The 15,929-nt window shown below is 57.2% G+C and carries 16 protein-coding genes; 6 read left to right on the forward strand and 10 right to left on the reverse strand.

Translation table 11 applies throughout. The features are described from left to right. Positions 1 to 2 precede the first annotated feature (2 nt). Genes RAC60_RS19870 through pcaH form a run of 3 tightly spaced genes read right to left on the reverse strand, consistent with a single transcriptional unit; the run spans position 3 to position 2,353 of the window. Complete coding sequence (locus RAC60_RS19870; RefSeq protein ID WP_375094201.1) at positions 3 to 935, reverse strand: LysR substrate-binding domain-containing protein; 933 nt, start codon at positions 933 to 935, stop codon at positions 3 to 5. A 60-nt stretch (positions 936 to 995) separates the two neighbouring features. Further along, positions 996 to 1,616, reverse strand: coding sequence for a protocatechuate 3,4-dioxygenase subunit alpha (gene pcaG / locus RAC60_RS19875; protein WP_033739781.1), 621 nt, complete (start codon positions 1,614 to 1,616; stop codon positions 996 to 998). After that, positions 1,613 to 2,353: a protocatechuate 3,4-dioxygenase subunit beta gene (gene pcaH / locus RAC60_RS19880; RefSeq protein WP_033739780.1), complete on the reverse strand. Its 741-nt coding sequence runs from the start codon at positions 2,351 to 2,353 to the stop codon at positions 1,613 to 1,615. The genes pcaG and pcaH overlap by 4 nt, the downstream gene beginning before the upstream one ends. Before the next feature lie 233 nt (positions 2,354 to 2,586). Between pcaH and RAC60_RS19885 the strand changes: the two genes are divergently transcribed. Then, positions 2,587 to 4,479, forward strand: coding sequence for a bifunctional sugar phosphate isomerase/epimerase/4-hydroxyphenylpyruvate dioxygenase family protein (locus tag RAC60_RS19885; RefSeq protein ID WP_162285896.1), 1,893 nt, complete (start codon positions 2,587 to 2,589; stop codon positions 4,477 to 4,479). 279 nt (positions 4,480 to 4,758) lie between these two features. Further along, the gene (locus RAC60_RS19890; protein WP_162285897.1) at positions 4,759 to 6,135 is read left to right on the forward strand and encodes an aromatic acid/H+ symport family MFS transporter; all 1,377 of its coding nucleotides are present in this window, start codon (positions 4,759 to 4,761) and stop codon (positions 6,133 to 6,135) included. Positions 6,136 to 6,150: 15 nt separating this feature from the next. On the opposite strand, the gene RAC60_RS19895 is transcribed toward RAC60_RS19890, so the two are convergent. Continuing rightward, positions 6,151 to 6,666, reverse strand: a complete 516-nt coding sequence (locus RAC60_RS19895) for a hypothetical protein (RefSeq protein ID WP_226375065.1) — start codon at positions 6,664 to 6,666, stop codon at positions 6,151 to 6,153. A gap of 695 nt (positions 6,667 to 7,361) precedes the next feature. Here RAC60_RS19895 and exbB point away from each other — a divergent pair. Together exbB and exbD are read left to right on the forward strand one after the other, a co-directional pair. Beyond that, a complete protein-coding gene (gene exbB, locus RAC60_RS19900; RefSeq protein WP_193750319.1) occupies positions 7,362 to 8,087 on the forward strand; it encodes a tol-pal system-associated acyl-CoA thioesterase in 726 nt (241 codons plus the stop codon). 5 nt (positions 8,088 to 8,092) lie between these two features. Then, on the forward strand, positions 8,093 to 8,515 hold the full coding sequence (gene exbD, locus RAC60_RS19905) for a TonB system transport protein ExbD (RefSeq protein WP_006118163.1): 423 nt from the start codon (positions 8,093 to 8,095) through the stop codon (positions 8,513 to 8,515). A gap of 128 nt (positions 8,516 to 8,643) precedes the next feature. Here exbD and RAC60_RS19910 read toward each other — a convergent pair whose 3' ends face one another. Then, the gene (locus RAC60_RS19910; RefSeq protein WP_255421309.1) at positions 8,644 to 8,778 is read right to left on the reverse strand and encodes a hypothetical protein; all 135 of its coding nucleotides are present in this window, start codon (positions 8,776 to 8,778) and stop codon (positions 8,644 to 8,646) included. A 52-nt stretch (positions 8,779 to 8,830) separates the two neighbouring features. Here RAC60_RS19910 and RAC60_RS19915 point away from each other — a divergent pair, with 52 nt between their 5' ends. Beyond that, complete coding sequence (locus tag RAC60_RS19915; RefSeq protein WP_006118162.1) at positions 8,831 to 10,153, forward strand: MFS transporter; 1,323 nt, start codon at positions 8,831 to 8,833, stop codon at positions 10,151 to 10,153. Here RAC60_RS19915 and RAC60_RS19920 read toward each other — a convergent pair. Genes RAC60_RS19920 through RAC60_RS19940 form a run of 5 tightly spaced genes read right to left on the reverse strand, consistent with a single transcriptional unit; the run spans position 10,150 to position 15,404 of the window. Continuing rightward, entirely contained in the window at positions 10,150 to 11,124 is a 975-nt protein-coding gene (locus RAC60_RS19920; RefSeq protein ID WP_039342185.1) for a spore coat U domain-containing protein, read from the reverse strand. The two genes, RAC60_RS19915 and RAC60_RS19920, sit on opposite strands and share 4 nt — an antisense overlap. After that, positions 11,121 to 13,568, reverse strand: coding sequence for a fimbria/pilus outer membrane usher protein (locus RAC60_RS19925; protein ID WP_039342188.1), 2,448 nt, complete (start codon positions 13,566 to 13,568; stop codon positions 11,121 to 11,123). The genes RAC60_RS19920 and RAC60_RS19925 overlap by 4 nt, the downstream gene beginning before the upstream one ends. Positions 13,569 to 13,574: 6 nt before the next feature. Beyond that, positions 13,575 to 14,273 (reverse strand): molecular chaperone, encoded by a 699-nt coding sequence (locus RAC60_RS19930; protein WP_006118160.1) that lies wholly within the window; start codon positions 14,271 to 14,273, stop codon positions 13,575 to 13,577. An 18-nt stretch (positions 14,274 to 14,291) separates the two neighbouring features. After that, positions 14,292 to 14,813: a spore coat U domain-containing protein gene (locus RAC60_RS19935; RefSeq protein ID WP_006118159.1), complete on the reverse strand. Its 522-nt coding sequence runs from the start codon at positions 14,811 to 14,813 to the stop codon at positions 14,292 to 14,294. Positions 14,814 to 14,837: 24 nt separating this feature from the next. Beyond that, entirely contained in the window at positions 14,838 to 15,404 is a 567-nt protein-coding gene (locus tag RAC60_RS19940; RefSeq protein WP_006118158.1) for a spore coat protein U domain-containing protein, read from the reverse strand. Positions 15,405 to 15,456: 52 nt separating this feature from the next. Here RAC60_RS19940 and RAC60_RS19945 point away from each other — a divergent pair, with 52 nt between their 5' ends. Further along, entirely contained in the window at positions 15,457 to 15,795 is a 339-nt protein-coding gene (locus tag RAC60_RS19945; protein WP_375094204.1) for a hypothetical protein, read from the forward strand. Positions 15,796 to 15,929 lie beyond the last annotated feature (134 nt).

Below are 15,929 nucleotides of genomic sequence, written 5' to 3' on the forward strand. Positions count from 1 at the left end.
CGTCAGACCGGGACATCCAGCACCCGCTGACGCAATGCCGCCACCAGATGTTGTTGTTCAGGGGGCGGTGTATGCTGCTGACGGGTCAGGATGCCCACCGCTTCGGCCATGCCCTGGTTCGGCAGCGGCAGAGCCCGAAGCTGATTACTCGTTAAGTCGTCGCGCACCGCGCCGTAAGGCACCAGCCAGACGTAACCGTGGTTTTGCGTCAGCCGCCGCGCCAGCGTCGTTGACAGGGTTTCTACCGCGCCTTCAGGCAGGGTCAGCCCATGGCTGGTCATCAGCGATTCCGCATTCTGACGCGGTACGGTACCGCGTGGCGAAAGGATCAACGGCCAACTGAGCGCTTCTGCCAGGGGCACGCCCGCATGCAGCAAGGGATGGTGCGGGGCCACGACCAGGCGCAGTGTTTCCAGATACAACAGTTCAAAGTTCAGACCGTCCATCAGAACCGGTTCCGCCATCCGTCCGATTCCCAGCGTCATTTGCCCCGACTTTATCGCCATCAGCAGCGCGTCGTTCGAAAGCGTAGTGACCTGTATACGCCAGCCCGGATAGTGCTGCTGCAGGCTGGCCAGCACCGGCGCAACCACGCTGCCGATGGCGGTCGGCAAGGCACCGATATGCAGAGGCGCGAGATGTGGCGCGCTGTCCGGACGCATGACCTGATCGACCAGCGTAAGTGCATCCAGGATGCGAATGGCGTCATGCAGAAAGCGCGTCCCGCTGGCGGTCAGCGCTGTTCCCTGGCGGCTGCGCACCAGCAGTTGTTCACCGGTCAGGTATTCCAGTTCGCTGAGGGTTTTCGATAAGGCGGGCTGAGTAATACCCAGTTGGCGGGCGGCACGGCCCAGCGTCCCTTGCTGCGCGGTGGCAACAAAAGCGTGAAGATGACGCACGCGCACGCGCTGACTGAACCGGGAAACACTATCCATGGCTCATGGTAAGAATTTGCCGCCGCAGCGGCAAGGACAATGTAGCGACTTTGTTAAGCGTCAGACATCAAAAAATACGGTTTCGTTTTCGCCCTGCAGAACGATATCGAAACGGTAAACCGTTTCGCTGCCGCGTTGTTCACGGTGTGCCAGCAGGGTGTTGCGCCGCTTCTCCCACTCAATCAGATTCAGCACCGGATCCCGGGCATTTGCCGCCTGTTCATCGGCAAAATAGAGGCGGGTGTTCAGGCCGATATTGATACCTCGTGCCACAATCCATAAGTTGAGGTGAGGCGCCATGGGACGTCCGTCGCGGCCGGTCACGCTGCCGGGCTTGATGGTTTCAAAACGCCAGATGCCGCTGTCAAAATCGGAGCAGGTGCGCCCCCAGCCGCGAAACGCCGGATCCAGCGGCTTGTCGTGCTGCTGGTCAGCGGGATGCTGGTAGCGCCCGGCGGCATTGGCCTGCCACACTTCAATCAGCACATCGCGCACCGGCGTGCCAGAACCATCGTAAACACAGCCTTCAACGGTAATGCGCTCACCGCGCGTTTCCGGCTGCGTGAGCACCTCGCTGAAATTATGTTCAAAGATATCAAAGCCCGCGGCATGCGGTGCCAGGCCAATGTGCACGTAAGGGCCGGCAGTTTGTGAGGCCGTTTCAGGCAGATAGTTTTTCATGATGCGGCTCCCTGAGTGCGGTTTTCGAACCAGGTTGCGCGGTGACCCCGCAATACCAGATCAAAGCGATAGGCCAGACAGTCCAGGGGAATCGCCGAATGCGTATCCAGCTCTGCAATCAGGGTGCGGACGGCTTCTTCGCTGCCTACCGACTGCAGGATAGGACAGCGTCCTACCAGCGGATCGCCCTCAAAATACATCTGCGTAATCAAGCGCTGAGCAAAGGCTTCGCCAGAAAGGGAAAAATGAATATGGGCTGGACGCCAGTCGCTGACCTGGTTACGCCAGGGATAGGGGCCGGGCTTAATGGTCCGAAAGCAGTAGTAGCCATTGTCGTCGGTCAGCATGCGACCACAGCCGCCAAAATTCGGATCGATGGGGGCCAGATACTGATCTTTTTTATGACGATAGCGACCGCCAGCATTGGCCTGCCATACCTCAACCAGGGCATTCCGCACCGGCTGACCAAACGCATCGCGCACGTAGCCATGCACAATGATGCGCTCGCCAATCGGCAGGCCGTCCTTCGCATAATTAAGAATCAGATCGCTGTCCCGGGGGCCCAGCTCCTGACGAGTGAACACCGGTGCGGTGATTTCCGATAAGGAATTTTGCAGCGAAATCAGTGCATTGCGCGGCGAGCGCAGTATGCTGGTTTTGTACAACGGCGCAAGCGCCGGCGGGTGATGGCGGTAATCACGGTGTACCAGTTCACGGGCGGGCCAGTCATTTTTCATCCAGGCATCCTTATTGTTTTGTTTTTCGCGTACAGAGGAACGAGTGTAGGAAGCGTAACTTGTAAAAGAAAAGTGAAAAAACGTAGCTGTGCTCATAACCAAAAATCATGACCTGTCACATTGACGAAATGTTCCATCTGGTTCATAACAATTGCCAATCTCCGTTAGCAGAACGCCTCGCTGCTGACTGGCTGCTTTAAGGTCACCCTGTGACCGTTTATCAGGAGGCAATAATGAAACGTTCTGTCGCAACGGTCTCGGTATCGGGCACGCTGCCGGAAAAGCTGCGCGCAATCGCGGCCGCCGGCTTTGATGGTGTCGAAATTTTCGATAACGATTTAGTCTATTATCCCGGCTCACCCGTGGAGATTCGCCAGCTGTGCGAAGAGCTGGGGCTGGAAATTTTGCTGTTCCAGCCCTTCCGTGACTTCGAAGGCGGCCCACGTGACAGGCTGGCACAAAATCTGGCCCGTGCGGCGCGCAAGTTTGAGGTGATGACGCAACTGGGCTGCCAGCGGATGCTGGTATGCAGTAATGTGTCACCCGACTGCAGCGATGATTTCAACACCCAGGTCAGCGATCTGCGTGCGCTGGCGGAGCTGGCCGCGCAGTACGGTATTACCCTCGGTTATGAGGCGCTGGCCTGGGGCCGACATGTCAGCCTGTGGCGTGATGCCTGGGCCCGCGTGGAAGCGGTGGACCATCCCTCCTTTGGCATTGTGCTCGACAGTTTTCATATTTTGTCTCGCGGCGACAGCCTTGACGGCTTGGACATCGTGCCGCCCGAAAAAATAGTGTTCGTGCAACTGGCAGATGCGCCGCTGCTGAAAATGGACGTGCTTTCCTGGAGCCGTCACTTCCGCTGCTTCCCCGGCCAGGGGGAACTGAATCTGACGCAGTTTATGACGCAGCTGTCAGCACATGGCTATCGCGATGCCTGGTCGCTGGAGATTTTTAACGACGGATTCCGCGCTTCACCGGTAGTGCCGACGGCGCAGGACGGCTACCGATCGCTGTTGTGGCTGGAGGAGCAAACCCGCGACTGGCTGGTCAGACAACCGCTGCTGCCCAGCGCGCTGGCTTCACTGGCGGGAGAAGAATTATTTCACTCAGCGCCTCAGCCGCCGCTGCTGGCACTGGAGTTTATTGAATTTGCCGTCAGCCATAACGATGCGCTGGCGTTAGGGCAGTGGCTCACGCAGCTTGGCCTGGTGCACGCGGGCGAGCACCGTTCGAAACAGGTTTCGCTTTATCGCAACGGCAAGGTCAACGTCATTCTGAATGCGCAGCCCGACAGCCAGGCCAGCGGTTACTACCATCAGCATGGTATTTCCCTCTGTGCAGTGGCCTGGCGCGTACGCGGCGTGGAGAACCTGATTCAACGGGCGCAGGATTATGGCTACGCTATCTGGCAGGGCGAAACCGGCCCGAATGAACGTCAGATACCGGCTTTATGCGCGCCGGATGGCAGCCTGATTTATCTGGTGGAAGACGAGCCCGCCGGTCAGGACGGTTACCACAGTGATTTCAATTTAACGCATCGCAGCGCGCCTCAGCCTGCGATGCAGACCCTGGATCATCTGGCGATCGCGTTGCCGGATGAAACGCGCGACAACTGGATTATGTTCCTGCGCAGCGTACCGGGCTTTGTTCAGGATACCGAATGGGAACTGCCTGATCCGCTTGGGCTGGTGCGCAGCCGCGTTTTACGCAGCCCGAATGATGCTATCCGTCTGCCGTTGAATATGTCGGTCAGCCGGGAAACGCAGATCGCCCGTGCGTTGACGACCTACCAGGGGGCGGGATTACAGCACGTGGCGTTTGGTTGCGACGATTTGTTTAGCGCAGTAAAAGCCGCCCGCGAACGCGGCCTGAAAACCTTGCGCATCCCCGCTAACTATTATCAGGATCTGCTGGCGCGCTTTGACCTCGACCCGGATTTTCTGGCGCAGTTACAGCGCTTTGACGTGATGTATGATCGCGATGAACAGGGCGGAGAGCTGCTTCACGTCTATACGGAACCCTATGAAAAAGGGCGCTTTTTCTTTGAACTACTGGAGCGGCGGCGTCGCTATCACGGCTTCGGTGCGGCAAACGCGCCGGTACGGCTGACCGCCATGCGGTAATTCACAGGGGCCAGGCTGACTGGCCCCGTTACCCCAATCCCGCGTTTTCTCTCTTTCCCCTTCCTGGCATCACGCCGATCACGCTCACAATCCTCACCGGACAGTCCAGACAGACTTTCCAGAAAATTCCTTATTTTTAACAAGCCATTAACGCATTTCAGCTGCCCGCACGGGCGCAGGTTGCGCGATAAACGCACGAAATTTCGATTATCGCCATTTCTTGCCCTGCAGCGCCTGCATATAGTAACTGCACATTACTTATTTCACCGGAGAGTCACCGTGGCGGAAAGCAAAGCAATTGATGTTCGGGCGTTAATCGACAGCCGCCCGCTGGGGATGTGGCAAAAGATGGTGGTGCTGTTCGGCTTCTGCATCATCGCGCTTGATGGGTTCGATATCGCCATCATGGGGTTTATTGCCCCTGAATTAAAAGCAGACTGGGGGATCACGAATCGCGAACTGGGGCTGATTATCAGCGCGGCGCTGGTGGGACTGGCGCTGGGGGCGATGCTCTCGGGTCCGCTGTCCGATAAGCTGGGCCGAAAAGTGGTCATCATTAACAGCGTGTTCTTTTTTGGCGCGTGGACGCTGATCACCGCCTTCTCGCAAAATATGGAACAGATGGTCCTGTTTCGCTTTCTCACCGGCCTGGGTTTAGGCGCGGCGATGCCGAATGTGGGGACGCTGGTGGCAGAGTTTGCCCCGGCCAGACGGCGCGCCTTTCTTATCACCGTCGTTTTTTGTGGCTTTACTTTTGGCGCGGCACTGGGCGGTTTCGCCGCCTCCTGGCTGATGCCGCACTTTGGCTGGCATGCTGTGCTGTTGCTGGGCGGCATCCTGCCGATCCTGTTTGTGCCGTTACTGCTGTGGGCGCTGCCGGAGTCGGTCTGCTTTCTGGTGGTCAGGCGCGCGGCCAGCCAAAAAATTCACCGTATCCTGGCGAAACTGGCCCCGGATCTGGATCTGCAACAGTGTACGGTGGCGTTGCCCCCGGTCAGTCGGGCTCACGCGCAGCCTGTGAAAGTCGTCCTCAATGACACCTACCGCTTCGGCAGCCTGATGCTGTGGGGCGCCTATTTCACCGCACTGTTTCTGTTTTACACCCTGGGCAGCTGGCTGCCGATGCTGATTAAAGACAACGGCTTTAGCGTGGTTCAGGCGGCGGTTATTACGGCCTTGTTCCAGGCTGGCGGCACCTGCGGTTCTCTGTTTTCCGGCTGGCTGATGGATCGTATTGAATCGCATCGTGCCTTATCGCTGATTTACGGTGCGGGTGGACTGTTTACTGTTTGTATGGGGCTGTCGATGACGCATCCGGTGTTGCTCGGCGGCTGCGCACTGATGATAGGCTTTTGCATTGGTGGCGCGAACACGGGAATGAATGCCCTGTCGGCCAGCTTTTATCCCACCGAGGCGCGGGCAACCGGTTCCAGCTGGATGCACGGCGTCGGGCGCGTTGGCGCAATCCTGAGTGCACTGGCGGGCGCGGAAATGCTGGCGCTGGGATGGGGCGTTACCACGATTTTTGCGGTATTAGCGATTCCGGCCTTGCTGACGGTGGCAATGATTGCGGCGAAAGGACGCTATCAGCAGCGTCAGCGCGCGGACAGCGGCACCGTCTCCCGCTGGGGCGTCAGCCCGGGGGATATCCATTAACCTGCCCAGCCGCGGTCAATGCAGACAGGGCAGTAAGCCCGCGTCCATGTCCCGTTGCGGCACAAACAGATTTTGCTGTGCCGCGTTGTCTGCCTGACTCAGGCAGGGCGGCAGCGGTTGCGCAGGGCGCTGACGCAGTAAGGTATCAGGCTGGAACAGGGGGGAGGTTGACGTACTTACCGGTGTTGGCGCTTCCCCGCTGTCTGCACGGAATGGCGGCCGGACGGACTTTTTACCGGCGTGATGCGCATAGTGAAAACGCTTCAGTTTGCCCGGCGGTGCCGCATTGCGTGAAGCATGAATAAAGCGAATGAGCGCGACCGTGCGGAGCTGACGACTGAAACACTTCACCATACCGGATGAGGGCTTGCCCGATTCATAGCAGCGCCTGAAGAAGTGTAACGTAATCAAGGTGTTCGTCGCGGCATAGCACGCCCCTGAACAGGGTGAAACCATGCCCGAACCCGGCAACAGCAGTGAGATAAGCAGGAAGACGCGCGACAGCCAGAGAGAGGCTGGGCGTCCCGGCATTTGTGGCGAGTCCTCAGCGCCTGGTACAGATACCAAAGAGGACCGGCGCGCGCCGGCACTCAGTGACGCATCTTCCGGATGGGCCCGGACGGATTGCCGATCAGCGTGGCGATTGCAGGCAGCGATCCTGTTATGTGAAGCACAGCGGCCCTGCTGCTTTATTCGACGAAAAAACGTCATCAGGCTGGCGATAAAGAGGTTACTCATCGGCTGTTTTCATTATGTTTGCGCAACGGCCACTTACAACAGGCAAACCCTGACTGGCGGCCTCAATGTTTTACGTGCTGGCTTATCTGACAATGAAAATTCAGATTGATGCTGGACCGGATAAAATTATTTTTCTCGCGCCATTATGACGCCCGATGGCTTATTAAACGCCACAAAACACTTTCCCTGCGTCTGCGGTTAGCGTGCTCAGCAGGGCGGGCTGCGGATCAACTCACTCTCCATGCGCATCAGCCATCGACCAGGCAGTTTCTGACCGCCCTCATCGCTGCGTTGCATACTGTCCGGATACAGGCAACACGGTGCAACAGATACGGCTACGCGTTATCCCTTCTTCCAGCGATGTCCAGCTATTTGATTGTAAATACTAATGAGAACCACTATCAATTCGATTGATTTTTGCTATCATTTGCCCTTATTCCGCATCCTGTATATGAAGTTGGAGAAGCAGCGTGGTAGCCAGTGATTTAATGCAAGCGGACCTTTCCGTGTGGGGCATGTATCAGCATGCCGATATTGTGGTGAAGGTTGTCATGATCGGTCTGTTACTGGCCTCGGTCGTGACCTGGGCCATTTTCTTCGGGAAGTACGCTGAGCTGAGCGCCGCCAGACGTCGCCTGAAGCGTGAACAGCTGGCATTAGGCGAAGCCCGCAGTCTCAATGATGCCGCGCGCGCTTCCCAGAGCTTCCATGCGGCCAGCCACAGCGCGGTACTGTTACATGATGCGCAAAACGAGCTGGAACTGTCCGCAGGCGTGGAAGAAACCGGCGGCATTAAAGAACGCACTGCGTTTCGTCTTGAGCGTCGGGTTGCGGCATTCTGCCGTCATGCGGGGCGCGGGAATGGCTTCCTGGCCACGATTGGCTCGGTGGCCCCCTTCGTCGGCCTGTTTGGTACCGTCTGGGGCATCATGAACAGCTTTATCGGTATTGCCAAAACCCAGACGACTAACCTGGCGGTCGTGGCACCGGGTATCGCCGAAGCGCTGCTGGCGACGGCCATTGGTTTAGTCGCGGCGATTCCGGCGGTTGTGATTTATAACGTGTTTGCCCGTATGATCGCTAATTACAAAGCCTCCTTAGGCGACGTTGCCGCACAGGTCATGCTGCTGCAAAGCCGCGATATCGACCTGGGAAACCTGGCTCAGCCTGAGGTCAGCCGTCCTGCCGCCGCGCAAAAACTGCGTCTGGGGTAAGCGTTATGGCAATGCGATTTAACGACAGCTCAGAAACCGATGGTGAAATGCATGAAATCAACGTCACGCCGTTTATCGACGTGATGCTGGTACTGCTGATTATCTTTATGGTGGCTGCGCCCCTGGCAACGGTGGATGTGCGTGTGAATCTGCCCGCGTCCACCAGTGCGCCGCAACCGCGTCCGGAAAAACCGGTCTATCTCTCGATTAAAGCCGATAAGCAGCTTTACGTAGGTAACGATCAGGTGAACAAGGACGCGCTTATCAACGTGTTGATGCAGCAGACGCAAGGCAACAAAGATACCACCATTTTCTTCCAGGCCGACAAATCGGTCGATTATGAAACTCTGATGAGCGTGATGGATGAACTGCGCACGGCGGGTTATCTCAAGATCGGCCTGATGGGGATGGAAACGGTAAAAAAATAACGCGTCGTTGATGTGCGCAGGCTAAACCCGTCCTGCACAGCCTTGCATTGAGTGCGTTTCGCCTGTTTCTCCTTCATCCATTTATCCCTTGTTTTGTAATACAGCGCGTTCAGCCCGACGCGCTTTTTTTATGCCTGAATTTTTGCCACATCTTGTCTGGCAAATCCTGCGCCGAGCAGGCAGTTATGCTGCTGTAACCCTTCTGTTAATTTCTTGTTACTTAAACCAGAGAGTTTGTAAAGTGCAATGGTGATGGAGGTCACATTAATCTCACCTCTGGCAGGCTAAAAGGGATAAAAAACCAAGGAAGCAGTTATGAGCCAAAGTGAAACTTTACAAAAGCCGCCAAAAGGTGCGGCCAGAACCATTTTCAATGTTACCAGCGGTAACTTCCTTGAAATGTACGATTTTATGGTGTTTGGCTACTACGCCACGGCCATTTCCAAAACCTTTTTCCCCGGAGACGATCCCTTCTCCTCATTAATGCTGACACTGATGACCTTTGGTGCCGGCTTTCTGATGCGTCCTCTGGGGGCGATTATTCTGGGAGCGTACATTGACCATCATGGCCGTCGTAAAGGACTGCTGTTAACGCTTGGGCTGATGGCGTTAGGCACGCTGACTATCGCACTGGTACCGGGTTATGCCACCCTGGGTGCTGCCGCACCGATACTCATTTTACTTGGTCGCTTATTGCAGGGTTTTTCTGCCGGGGTAGAACTGGGCGGCGTTTCGGTTTATCTGGCCGAAGTGGCACCGAAAGGGCGTAAAGGGTTCTTTGTCAGCTGGCAGTCCGGTAGCCAGCAAATCGCGGTGATCTTCGCGGCTCTGCTGGGGCTGGGGCTGAACCATCTGCTCTCACATGATGAGGTGACCGAATGGGGCTGGCGTATTCCGTTTGTCGTGGGCTGCCTGATCGTCCCTTTCCTGTTCTATATTCGTCGCATGCTGGAAGAGACCGAAGCCTTTAGTCAGCGTAAACACCATCCATCAATGACCGACATTATGCGTTCCGTCGCCAGTAACTGGGCACTGGTGCTGGCCGGTATGCTGATGGTGGTGACTACCACGGTGATGTTTTACATGATCACCGCGTTCACCCCAACCTTCGGCAAGACCGTATTAATGATGAGTGACAAACAGGCCTTTATGGTGACGCTGTTTGTGGGGATTTCCAACCTGTTCTGGCTCCCGGTGATGGGCGCGCTGTCTGACCGCGTAGGTCGTCGTCCGCTGCTGCTGACGTTTACGGTATTGATGATTGCCACCGCCTGGCCCGTGCTGCACTGGATGGTTGGCGCGCCGAGCTTCGGCCACCTGCTGGCGGCGGAGCTCTGGCTCTCCTTCCTGTACGCCAGCTACAACGGCGCGATGGTGGTTTATCTGGCAGAAATTATGCCCGCCGAGGTGCGTGCCGCCGGTTTCTCGCTGGCTTACAGCCTGGCCACGGCGCTGTTCGGTGGCTTCACGCCCGCCGTTTCCAGCTATCTGATCCACGCCAGCGGCGATAAGGCGATGCCCGGCGCGTGGCTGACCTTTGCGGCCATTTGTGGATTGATCGGGACATTACTGATTGGCCGCATGGTGAAACAGTATCGCGCCCGCCATAGCGGAACCCCCGTCAGCGCGCCGCTCTAAAACGCGATATCCACCACGACGCTGTCGGTATAATTCCCTGCAGGCGGCGTATTTTGGGTGGTGAGGACACGCGCAGTGTAGTTGTAGCTGCGCGTCAGCCCATCGGTACTGACGGTATCCGCCGCCGTGCTGCTTACCCGTTCCGTGCCACTCGGTCCCCAGCGATTACTGGTCGTTCCTTTATAAATCTCGTAACTCAGTCGGTTCGTCCCACTCGCCATATTACGTACGCTGCTTACCGCGTTATTGCCGTTGCTTAACCCCACTGTATAGGTGCTGCCTTTACTGCACAGGACATTGATGGTTTGTGACACGCTGCCAAAACTGGCGACCAGCGGTGCGCTGCCAAAGCTGATATTGGGCGCGGTGATGGCGGTACAGTCGTTGCTGAGCACCACGGTAACAGTAATGGGAATGACGCCGCTGCCGGTTTGCGGTGTGAGACACAGGCCAACAGCCGAAACGCTGGTACAGATGTTGTAGGTGACCGTCATATTCAGCGTCACCGTGTAGGTCCCGGCGGCCACGGTTTGCCCGGTGAGGGTGCGCAAATAGACCGGAATGGCAAAGTTGAGACTACCCAGCAATCCCGCCAGGTTGATTAAGGTGGCGGAGTTGTAGACAAACGCAGGTCCGCCAATGGTGAGCTCACTGGCACAGGCGCTGTCGGTACATAACCGCACCGGAATGTTGTCGCTGCCGGTATCGCCGCTCCGTTTGAGGATGCCGCGCGTCCCATTGGCGTTGCTGGCGCTGGTCAGCTGAAAGGTGATCTGGTTATTGCTCAGCAGCGACAGCGCGCTGCCGGCCCCGCAGTTGACGTCAGCATTGGTCGAGGTGCTACTGACCGTGGTGTTAGCCACAAAGGTGGTCACACTGCCAAAGCTGGCGCTGGAGGCGGGCAGGGCACAGGCGGCATAACTCAGCGAGGGTAACAGCAGCAGGCAAAGCAGCAACATTAGCGTTTTCATGGGGTGATTCCGGCAGTGGCGTTATCGGGATTAGGCACGGATGCGCCTCTGGGGAGCGGCGGCAACGGGCAGGTAAGCGGGCCATACGTTTTGAGTGCCTGCGGCTGACCGCCAGGCAACGTCAGGATCGTTTCGCAGGCGCGACCATCAGGGGCGATCACGCGGATGGGATTGGTGGCACCCAGTTCTTCCATCCAGACAATACCGTCCCAACCCACATAGCCCGTAGCCCGTCCCGGCCGAATCACCTGGCTGGACACGGGCAGCGGCTTATCCTGACCGTCATGCAGTATCACGCTGGCGGCGCGCAACCGCTCGACCGGGAAGTTCAGCAAAAACCCACTTTGCCGTTTAACGGCAAAGCGCTGCTCGACGTTGGGCACCGTCATATCGGCGGGCAGATCGAGCGTATCGATGTCGTATTTAGCGGGATAGTAGCTGCTGATCGACGGCACCAGCAGATAGCCCTGGCGGTCAGTGCGTCCCATCGACTGATTTTCATAGCGCACATTCACGTCAGGGTAATGGGTTTTCACCACCACAAACGCATCGTTAATGGTGTTAGCGGCAAACACCTGGCTGTCCATTAACACCACCGAGCCGGACACATCGGCCCACTGGGTGAGGTTGTCGTCATCGCCGTAGAAGCCGGCAGAGGTATCGATCTTGTTATTGCGGTAACGCAGACTGCCCTGGCGATAGTCGCCACTGTTGCCGCCCTGGTTCGCCCAGGAGGCATCCCAGGCGAATCCGCCATCGCTGGGCATGGCGCGGGATAAATACGCCCGCTGGCTTTGTTGACCCTGTTGATCGCGTTCGACGCTCAGGGAAGCATTACTGTTTTCACCAAACGGAATCACCAGCGAGACTGCGCCGCTCCATTCTCCCTGCTCTCTGTCGCGGCTGGCGGAGACATACAGGCTGGCATTGCCCCACAAATTTTTACTCCAGGAGAGGTTCCACAGGCGGGTACGCTGGTTATCGCCACTGGCAATGTCGATCCAGGCCGCGCCCAGACTGCCATAGCGATTGAGCGACACGCTGGCGGTGTACTGCGCCGTGCGCCGTGCCAGGCTGTAGCGGTTATCTGCATAGAGGGCGTTGCTCTGGCTACTCACCAACGCCAGGTTGCCAAAGCCCGCGCTGCGCACCGTATGCTGAGTGCCCAGGCTGAAACGGCTGGTGTTGTATTGATAACCCCAGCTGTACTGATTGCCCGACTCGCTGTCCAGGTGGCTCTGTGCGGCGGCTCCGTTGATCACGCCCCAACTGCCGACTTTAAACAGGGCACCTGCGCCGCCCATGGCCAAATCGCGGCTCCCTTCACCATGGGTTTCCAGTGTGAGCCAGTCTGTCAGGCCATAGCGCCACGAGCCGCTCATCGCGGCCGCACCGTAATCGGCGTTTTTGATGCCGTAATTTTGCCGAAGCGCACCGGCTGAAAAGGCGTAGTCAGACAGGCCTGGCTTGAGCAAGTTACTGGACACATAGAACGGCAGCGTCGTGACGACCTGACGACCCACCGCATCCGTTGTTGTAATCACGGCGTCACCGGCACCGTTAACGAAAGGCACGTTAGTGAGCGACCAGGGGCCGGGCTGGACATTCGCCTGAGTAGAGCGGTAGCCATTGACAAACAGATCCACCGTTGACGGCACCGCCGCCTGGCCAAAAAAGGCAGGCAAGGGATAGGTGATCAGATCCGGCCGCACGCTAAAGTCGCGGGCAATCTGGATGCCGCCGAGCCGCACGCTGCTGCTCCATGACAGCGCATCGGTAGTCAGATCCCCCACCCGCCAGCTCAGTATGGCGTTTTCATCTTCATTGCTCCACCAGGTGTCGTAGCGAATGTAGCCGTCATTCTGGTAGCGATTCTGTCCTTCCAGCTGCTGCTGTAAAACGCCATTGCTGGAGAAGTGCCCGGCGGGACCAAACACGCGCAGCTCATTAAAGGCGGCCAGACGCGTGCCTGCCACATCGGTGCGCGTGGCATAGAGATCGTAATTGAACAGCGCCCCGGTACTCACGCGTCCGGGGAAGCGCGACCCGTTCCTTTCCTCACCAATGGTCTGTTCAGGCAGCCAGCCGGGCGGCACGGTCAGCAACAGGCGCTGACGGCGATCGTCGTACTCCACGTTGACCCCGGCGAGCTGATTCACATCGACCTGCTGTTGCCCCTGAATCTTCTCCGCCGGGATTCCCGCGCGTTGTAAGTCGCCTGCCCGCACCAGGAAGTGGCCGTTTTGTTGCTCCACGGGCACAATATCGCCACGTGACAGCTGATTCACCACCAACTCCAGCATATAGCGCTGGCCCGTGGCCCCGTTGTCAACGGGCGGCGGCGGGGGAAGCGACGTAAACGTTTCTGCCCACACAAACGTGGGCACCAGACAACACAGACTCGCAATGGCGAGCGCAACGGGATGCGGGGAATACGGCTTCATTGCGATTTACTGCGCCGCGGCGCTGCGCCACTGTCCGGTGTTGGTCTCTGCGCGCAGTTCACCGCTGACGGCGGATCTGAGCGGAAAGCGCTGTGTGCTGTTCGCCAGCACATAACCATAGAGGCCGTTGCCGAGCCGCTGGCCACCAATGGTGACATTGCTGAGTCGGGCATGGCCGTTACCGCGATTCGTCAGTTCCAGGTAGCGCTTACCGCCCGCATTCACCTGACGCCAGCTCAGGGCGGGTTTTGCATTGTCGCGCACCAGACCGTTGCCATAGACAAAGAGCGGCACCGAATAGCGCATCTGAAAATTGAGCCCGGCCTGATTATCGCCAACGGCACGTGGCGTGGGGATTTCATCCAGCACAACGCGATAGGCCATTTCCTGTCCTGCGGCAGGCGGGATCTGTTTAATCAGACGGACCAGTTGCTTTTGCCCCGGTTCAATGCGCACTAACGGGGGACTGGCAACAATCTGCTGCTGGGTCTGATACTGCTCCTGGTTGTTCGTTTGCTGCCAGGCAAAAATGCGCACCTGCATCAGCGTGGTAGTATTGCCTCGGTTTTCCAGCCACAGTTCACTGGCCTTATCTTCCGGATCGATGGCCGGATCGATGGGCCAAATCATTACGGAATTTGCACCCTGAGCCTGAGGCAACACCAGAAAAGCGAACAGAAAAAACAGGGCACGCAGGGATGGCATGGTAAAGCTCCTTTTTCATCACCAGGTCAGCGTGACGCTGAGGGTGTCAGAATAAACCCCGGCGCTTGTCGGACCGGGTAATTGCAGCAAGCCGTAAATAGGTAACGTAATGTTGTTCGCGTTGCTGTAACTCAATGGCACGGCTGTGTTCACCGGAATCGGCGTGGTGTGTGCAGCATTGCTGTAGAGGTAATAAGGAATCGTGTTGGTATTGTTCGCCAGCTTCAGGTTACGGGCCGTGGTGTAATTGCTGCCGCCGTTGATGGTCATGCTCAGCGTCGTACCCGGCGTGCAGGCCAGGTTAATCGTGGAACTTTGTACATAGCTGGCGCTGACGCTGCTACTGGCCAGCCCCGACTGGGTGCCAAAATTGAGCGTGCCGAAGATCCCCGTATTGGTGCCGGAGATCACGCAACCTGCCACGATTGACGCTGAAACCTGGAATGTTGTGGAGCTGGTCGTAATGCTCCACCCATTCATACACACGATCAGCAGCAACCCGCCAGCGGTGAACGAAACAGGTGACCGTCTTACCGTCATCTGCATCTACGCCAACACAGGCACTTAATAGTTCACGGCAACGTTAATCGTGTCGGTATAAGTCCCGGCCGGGATCACCGGATTAAATCCGCCGCCTACCACACGTCCATAGATCGCGTAATTGGTGCCGAGGGTCGGATCGGTCGTCCCGCTGGGCGCAATATTCGTGTTGTTGGCGATGGCGGTCGTAAAGGACGCATCGCTGTAGAGGGTATAAGCGATGCCTTGAGTATTATCGGCGCCCAGCACCAGATAGCGTGGCGCAGAAGAAACGGTACCGTAGACGGTTCCCGGTGCTGCGTTACTGCTGGTCACCTGAACGTTAAACGTTTGGCCGGTCGTACAGCGCACATAGATGCCGTTACCCGCCGCGCCGACCAGCGTAGCGTTCAACGTACCAAAGGTGGCTGCGCTGCTACCGAAGTTCAACGAACCGAAGTTGACGCCAGAGGTGGCCGACTGGCCGTTCACCAGACATCCCGTGGTTAATGTTAGCGTAGCGTTAATTGCACCTGTGGTAGTGGCAGCAAACGTCGCGGACGGCAGGGTGGTAGCAACACCGGCAGCTAACAGAAAAAGCTTGAATTTCATAACCATTCCTTACTGATTATTTAGGGTCAGTGCTTTTTCACCTGATGGTATAATGCAAAAACCTCGAAAAAATAACATTAAATCGCCAGATAACAGCAACCTGCCGTCACTCTCTCCAGCGCCCCAGGAAAAAGGGGCGCTGATTTATATTAGTTTTTTTTACTATACATCAGCGCAGGCAAAGTGGCGAAACTCATCGATAAATTTTTTATTATTTTGTTACATTGCCTGCCGCAACGGCGAATCGACAGGCGATCACGGGCTGAAGACGCAGAGCCGCAGAACTGTTTTGCCTGTCTGTGGTGTCGCTGTTATGTCTCCGTCAGTTTGGTATGAGAAAGAAGCGCATGCGGGATGTGAGGCTGAAAAGCGGCAGATGCGCTATCTTTGAATAGCTGCTGTCTGCCCGTGCGGTAAAGGTCGTCAGTGCAGGCATAACGTTGTGGTCAGGCAGCAAAACGGCGGCTCATATGCCAGCTAAAAGAATTGATTGAGCCGGACGCTTGCAGGTATCGGAAAGCGCTA

The sequence above is a fragment of the Pantoea sp. BR_17 genome, from assembly GCF_041955125.1.
Classification (GTDB): Bacteria; Pseudomonadota; Gammaproteobacteria; order Enterobacterales; family Enterobacteriaceae; genus Pantoea; species Pantoea stewartii.

Bases quoted from the DNA above. Each gene is read 5' to 3' on its own strand.
- RAC60_RS19870 (WP_375094201.1), bottom strand. From the start codon at position 935: ATGGATAGTGTTTCCCGGTTCAGTCAGCGCGTGCGCGTGCGTCATCTT.
- pcaG (WP_033739781.1), bottom strand. From the start codon at position 1,616: ATGAAAAACTATCTGCCTGAAACGGCCTCACAAACTGCCGGCCCTTAC.
- pcaH (WP_033739780.1), bottom strand. From the start codon at position 2,353: ATGAAAAATGACTGGCCCGCCCGTGAACTGGTACACCGTGATTACCGC.
- RAC60_RS19885 (WP_162285896.1), top strand. From the start codon at position 2,587: ATGAAACGTTCTGTCGCAACGGTCTCGGTATCGGGCACGCTGCCGGAA.
- RAC60_RS19895 (WP_226375065.1), bottom strand. From the start codon at position 6,666: ATGCCGGGACGCCCAGCCTCTCTCTGGCTGTCGCGCGTCTTCCTGCTT.
- exbB (WP_193750319.1), top strand. From the start codon at position 7,362: ATGCAAGCGGACCTTTCCGTGTGGGGCATGTATCAGCATGCCGATATT.
- exbD (WP_006118163.1), top strand. From the start codon at position 8,093: ATGGCAATGCGATTTAACGACAGCTCAGAAACCGATGGTGAAATGCAT.
- RAC60_RS19915 (WP_006118162.1), top strand. From the start codon at position 8,831: ATGAGCCAAAGTGAAACTTTACAAAAGCCGCCAAAAGGTGCGGCCAGA.
- RAC60_RS19920 (WP_039342185.1), bottom strand. From the start codon at position 11,124: ATGAAAACGCTAATGTTGCTGCTTTGCCTGCTGCTGTTACCCTCGCTG.
- RAC60_RS19925 (WP_039342188.1), bottom strand. From the start codon at position 13,568: ATGAAGCCGTATTCCCCGCATCCCGTTGCGCTCGCCATTGCGAGTCTG.
- RAC60_RS19930 (WP_006118160.1), bottom strand. From the start codon at position 14,273: ATGCCATCCCTGCGTGCCCTGTTTTTTCTGTTCGCTTTTCTGGTGTTG.
- RAC60_RS19935 (WP_006118159.1), bottom strand. From the start codon at position 14,813: ATGACGGTAAGACGGTCACCTGTTTCGTTCACCGCTGGCGGGTTGCTG.
- RAC60_RS19940 (WP_006118158.1), bottom strand. From the start codon at position 15,404: ATGAAATTCAAGCTTTTTCTGTTAGCTGCCGGTGTTGCTACCACCCTG.
- RAC60_RS19945 (WP_375094204.1), top strand. From the start codon at position 15,457: ATGCAAAAACCTCGAAAAAATAACATTAAATCGCCAGATAACAGCAAC.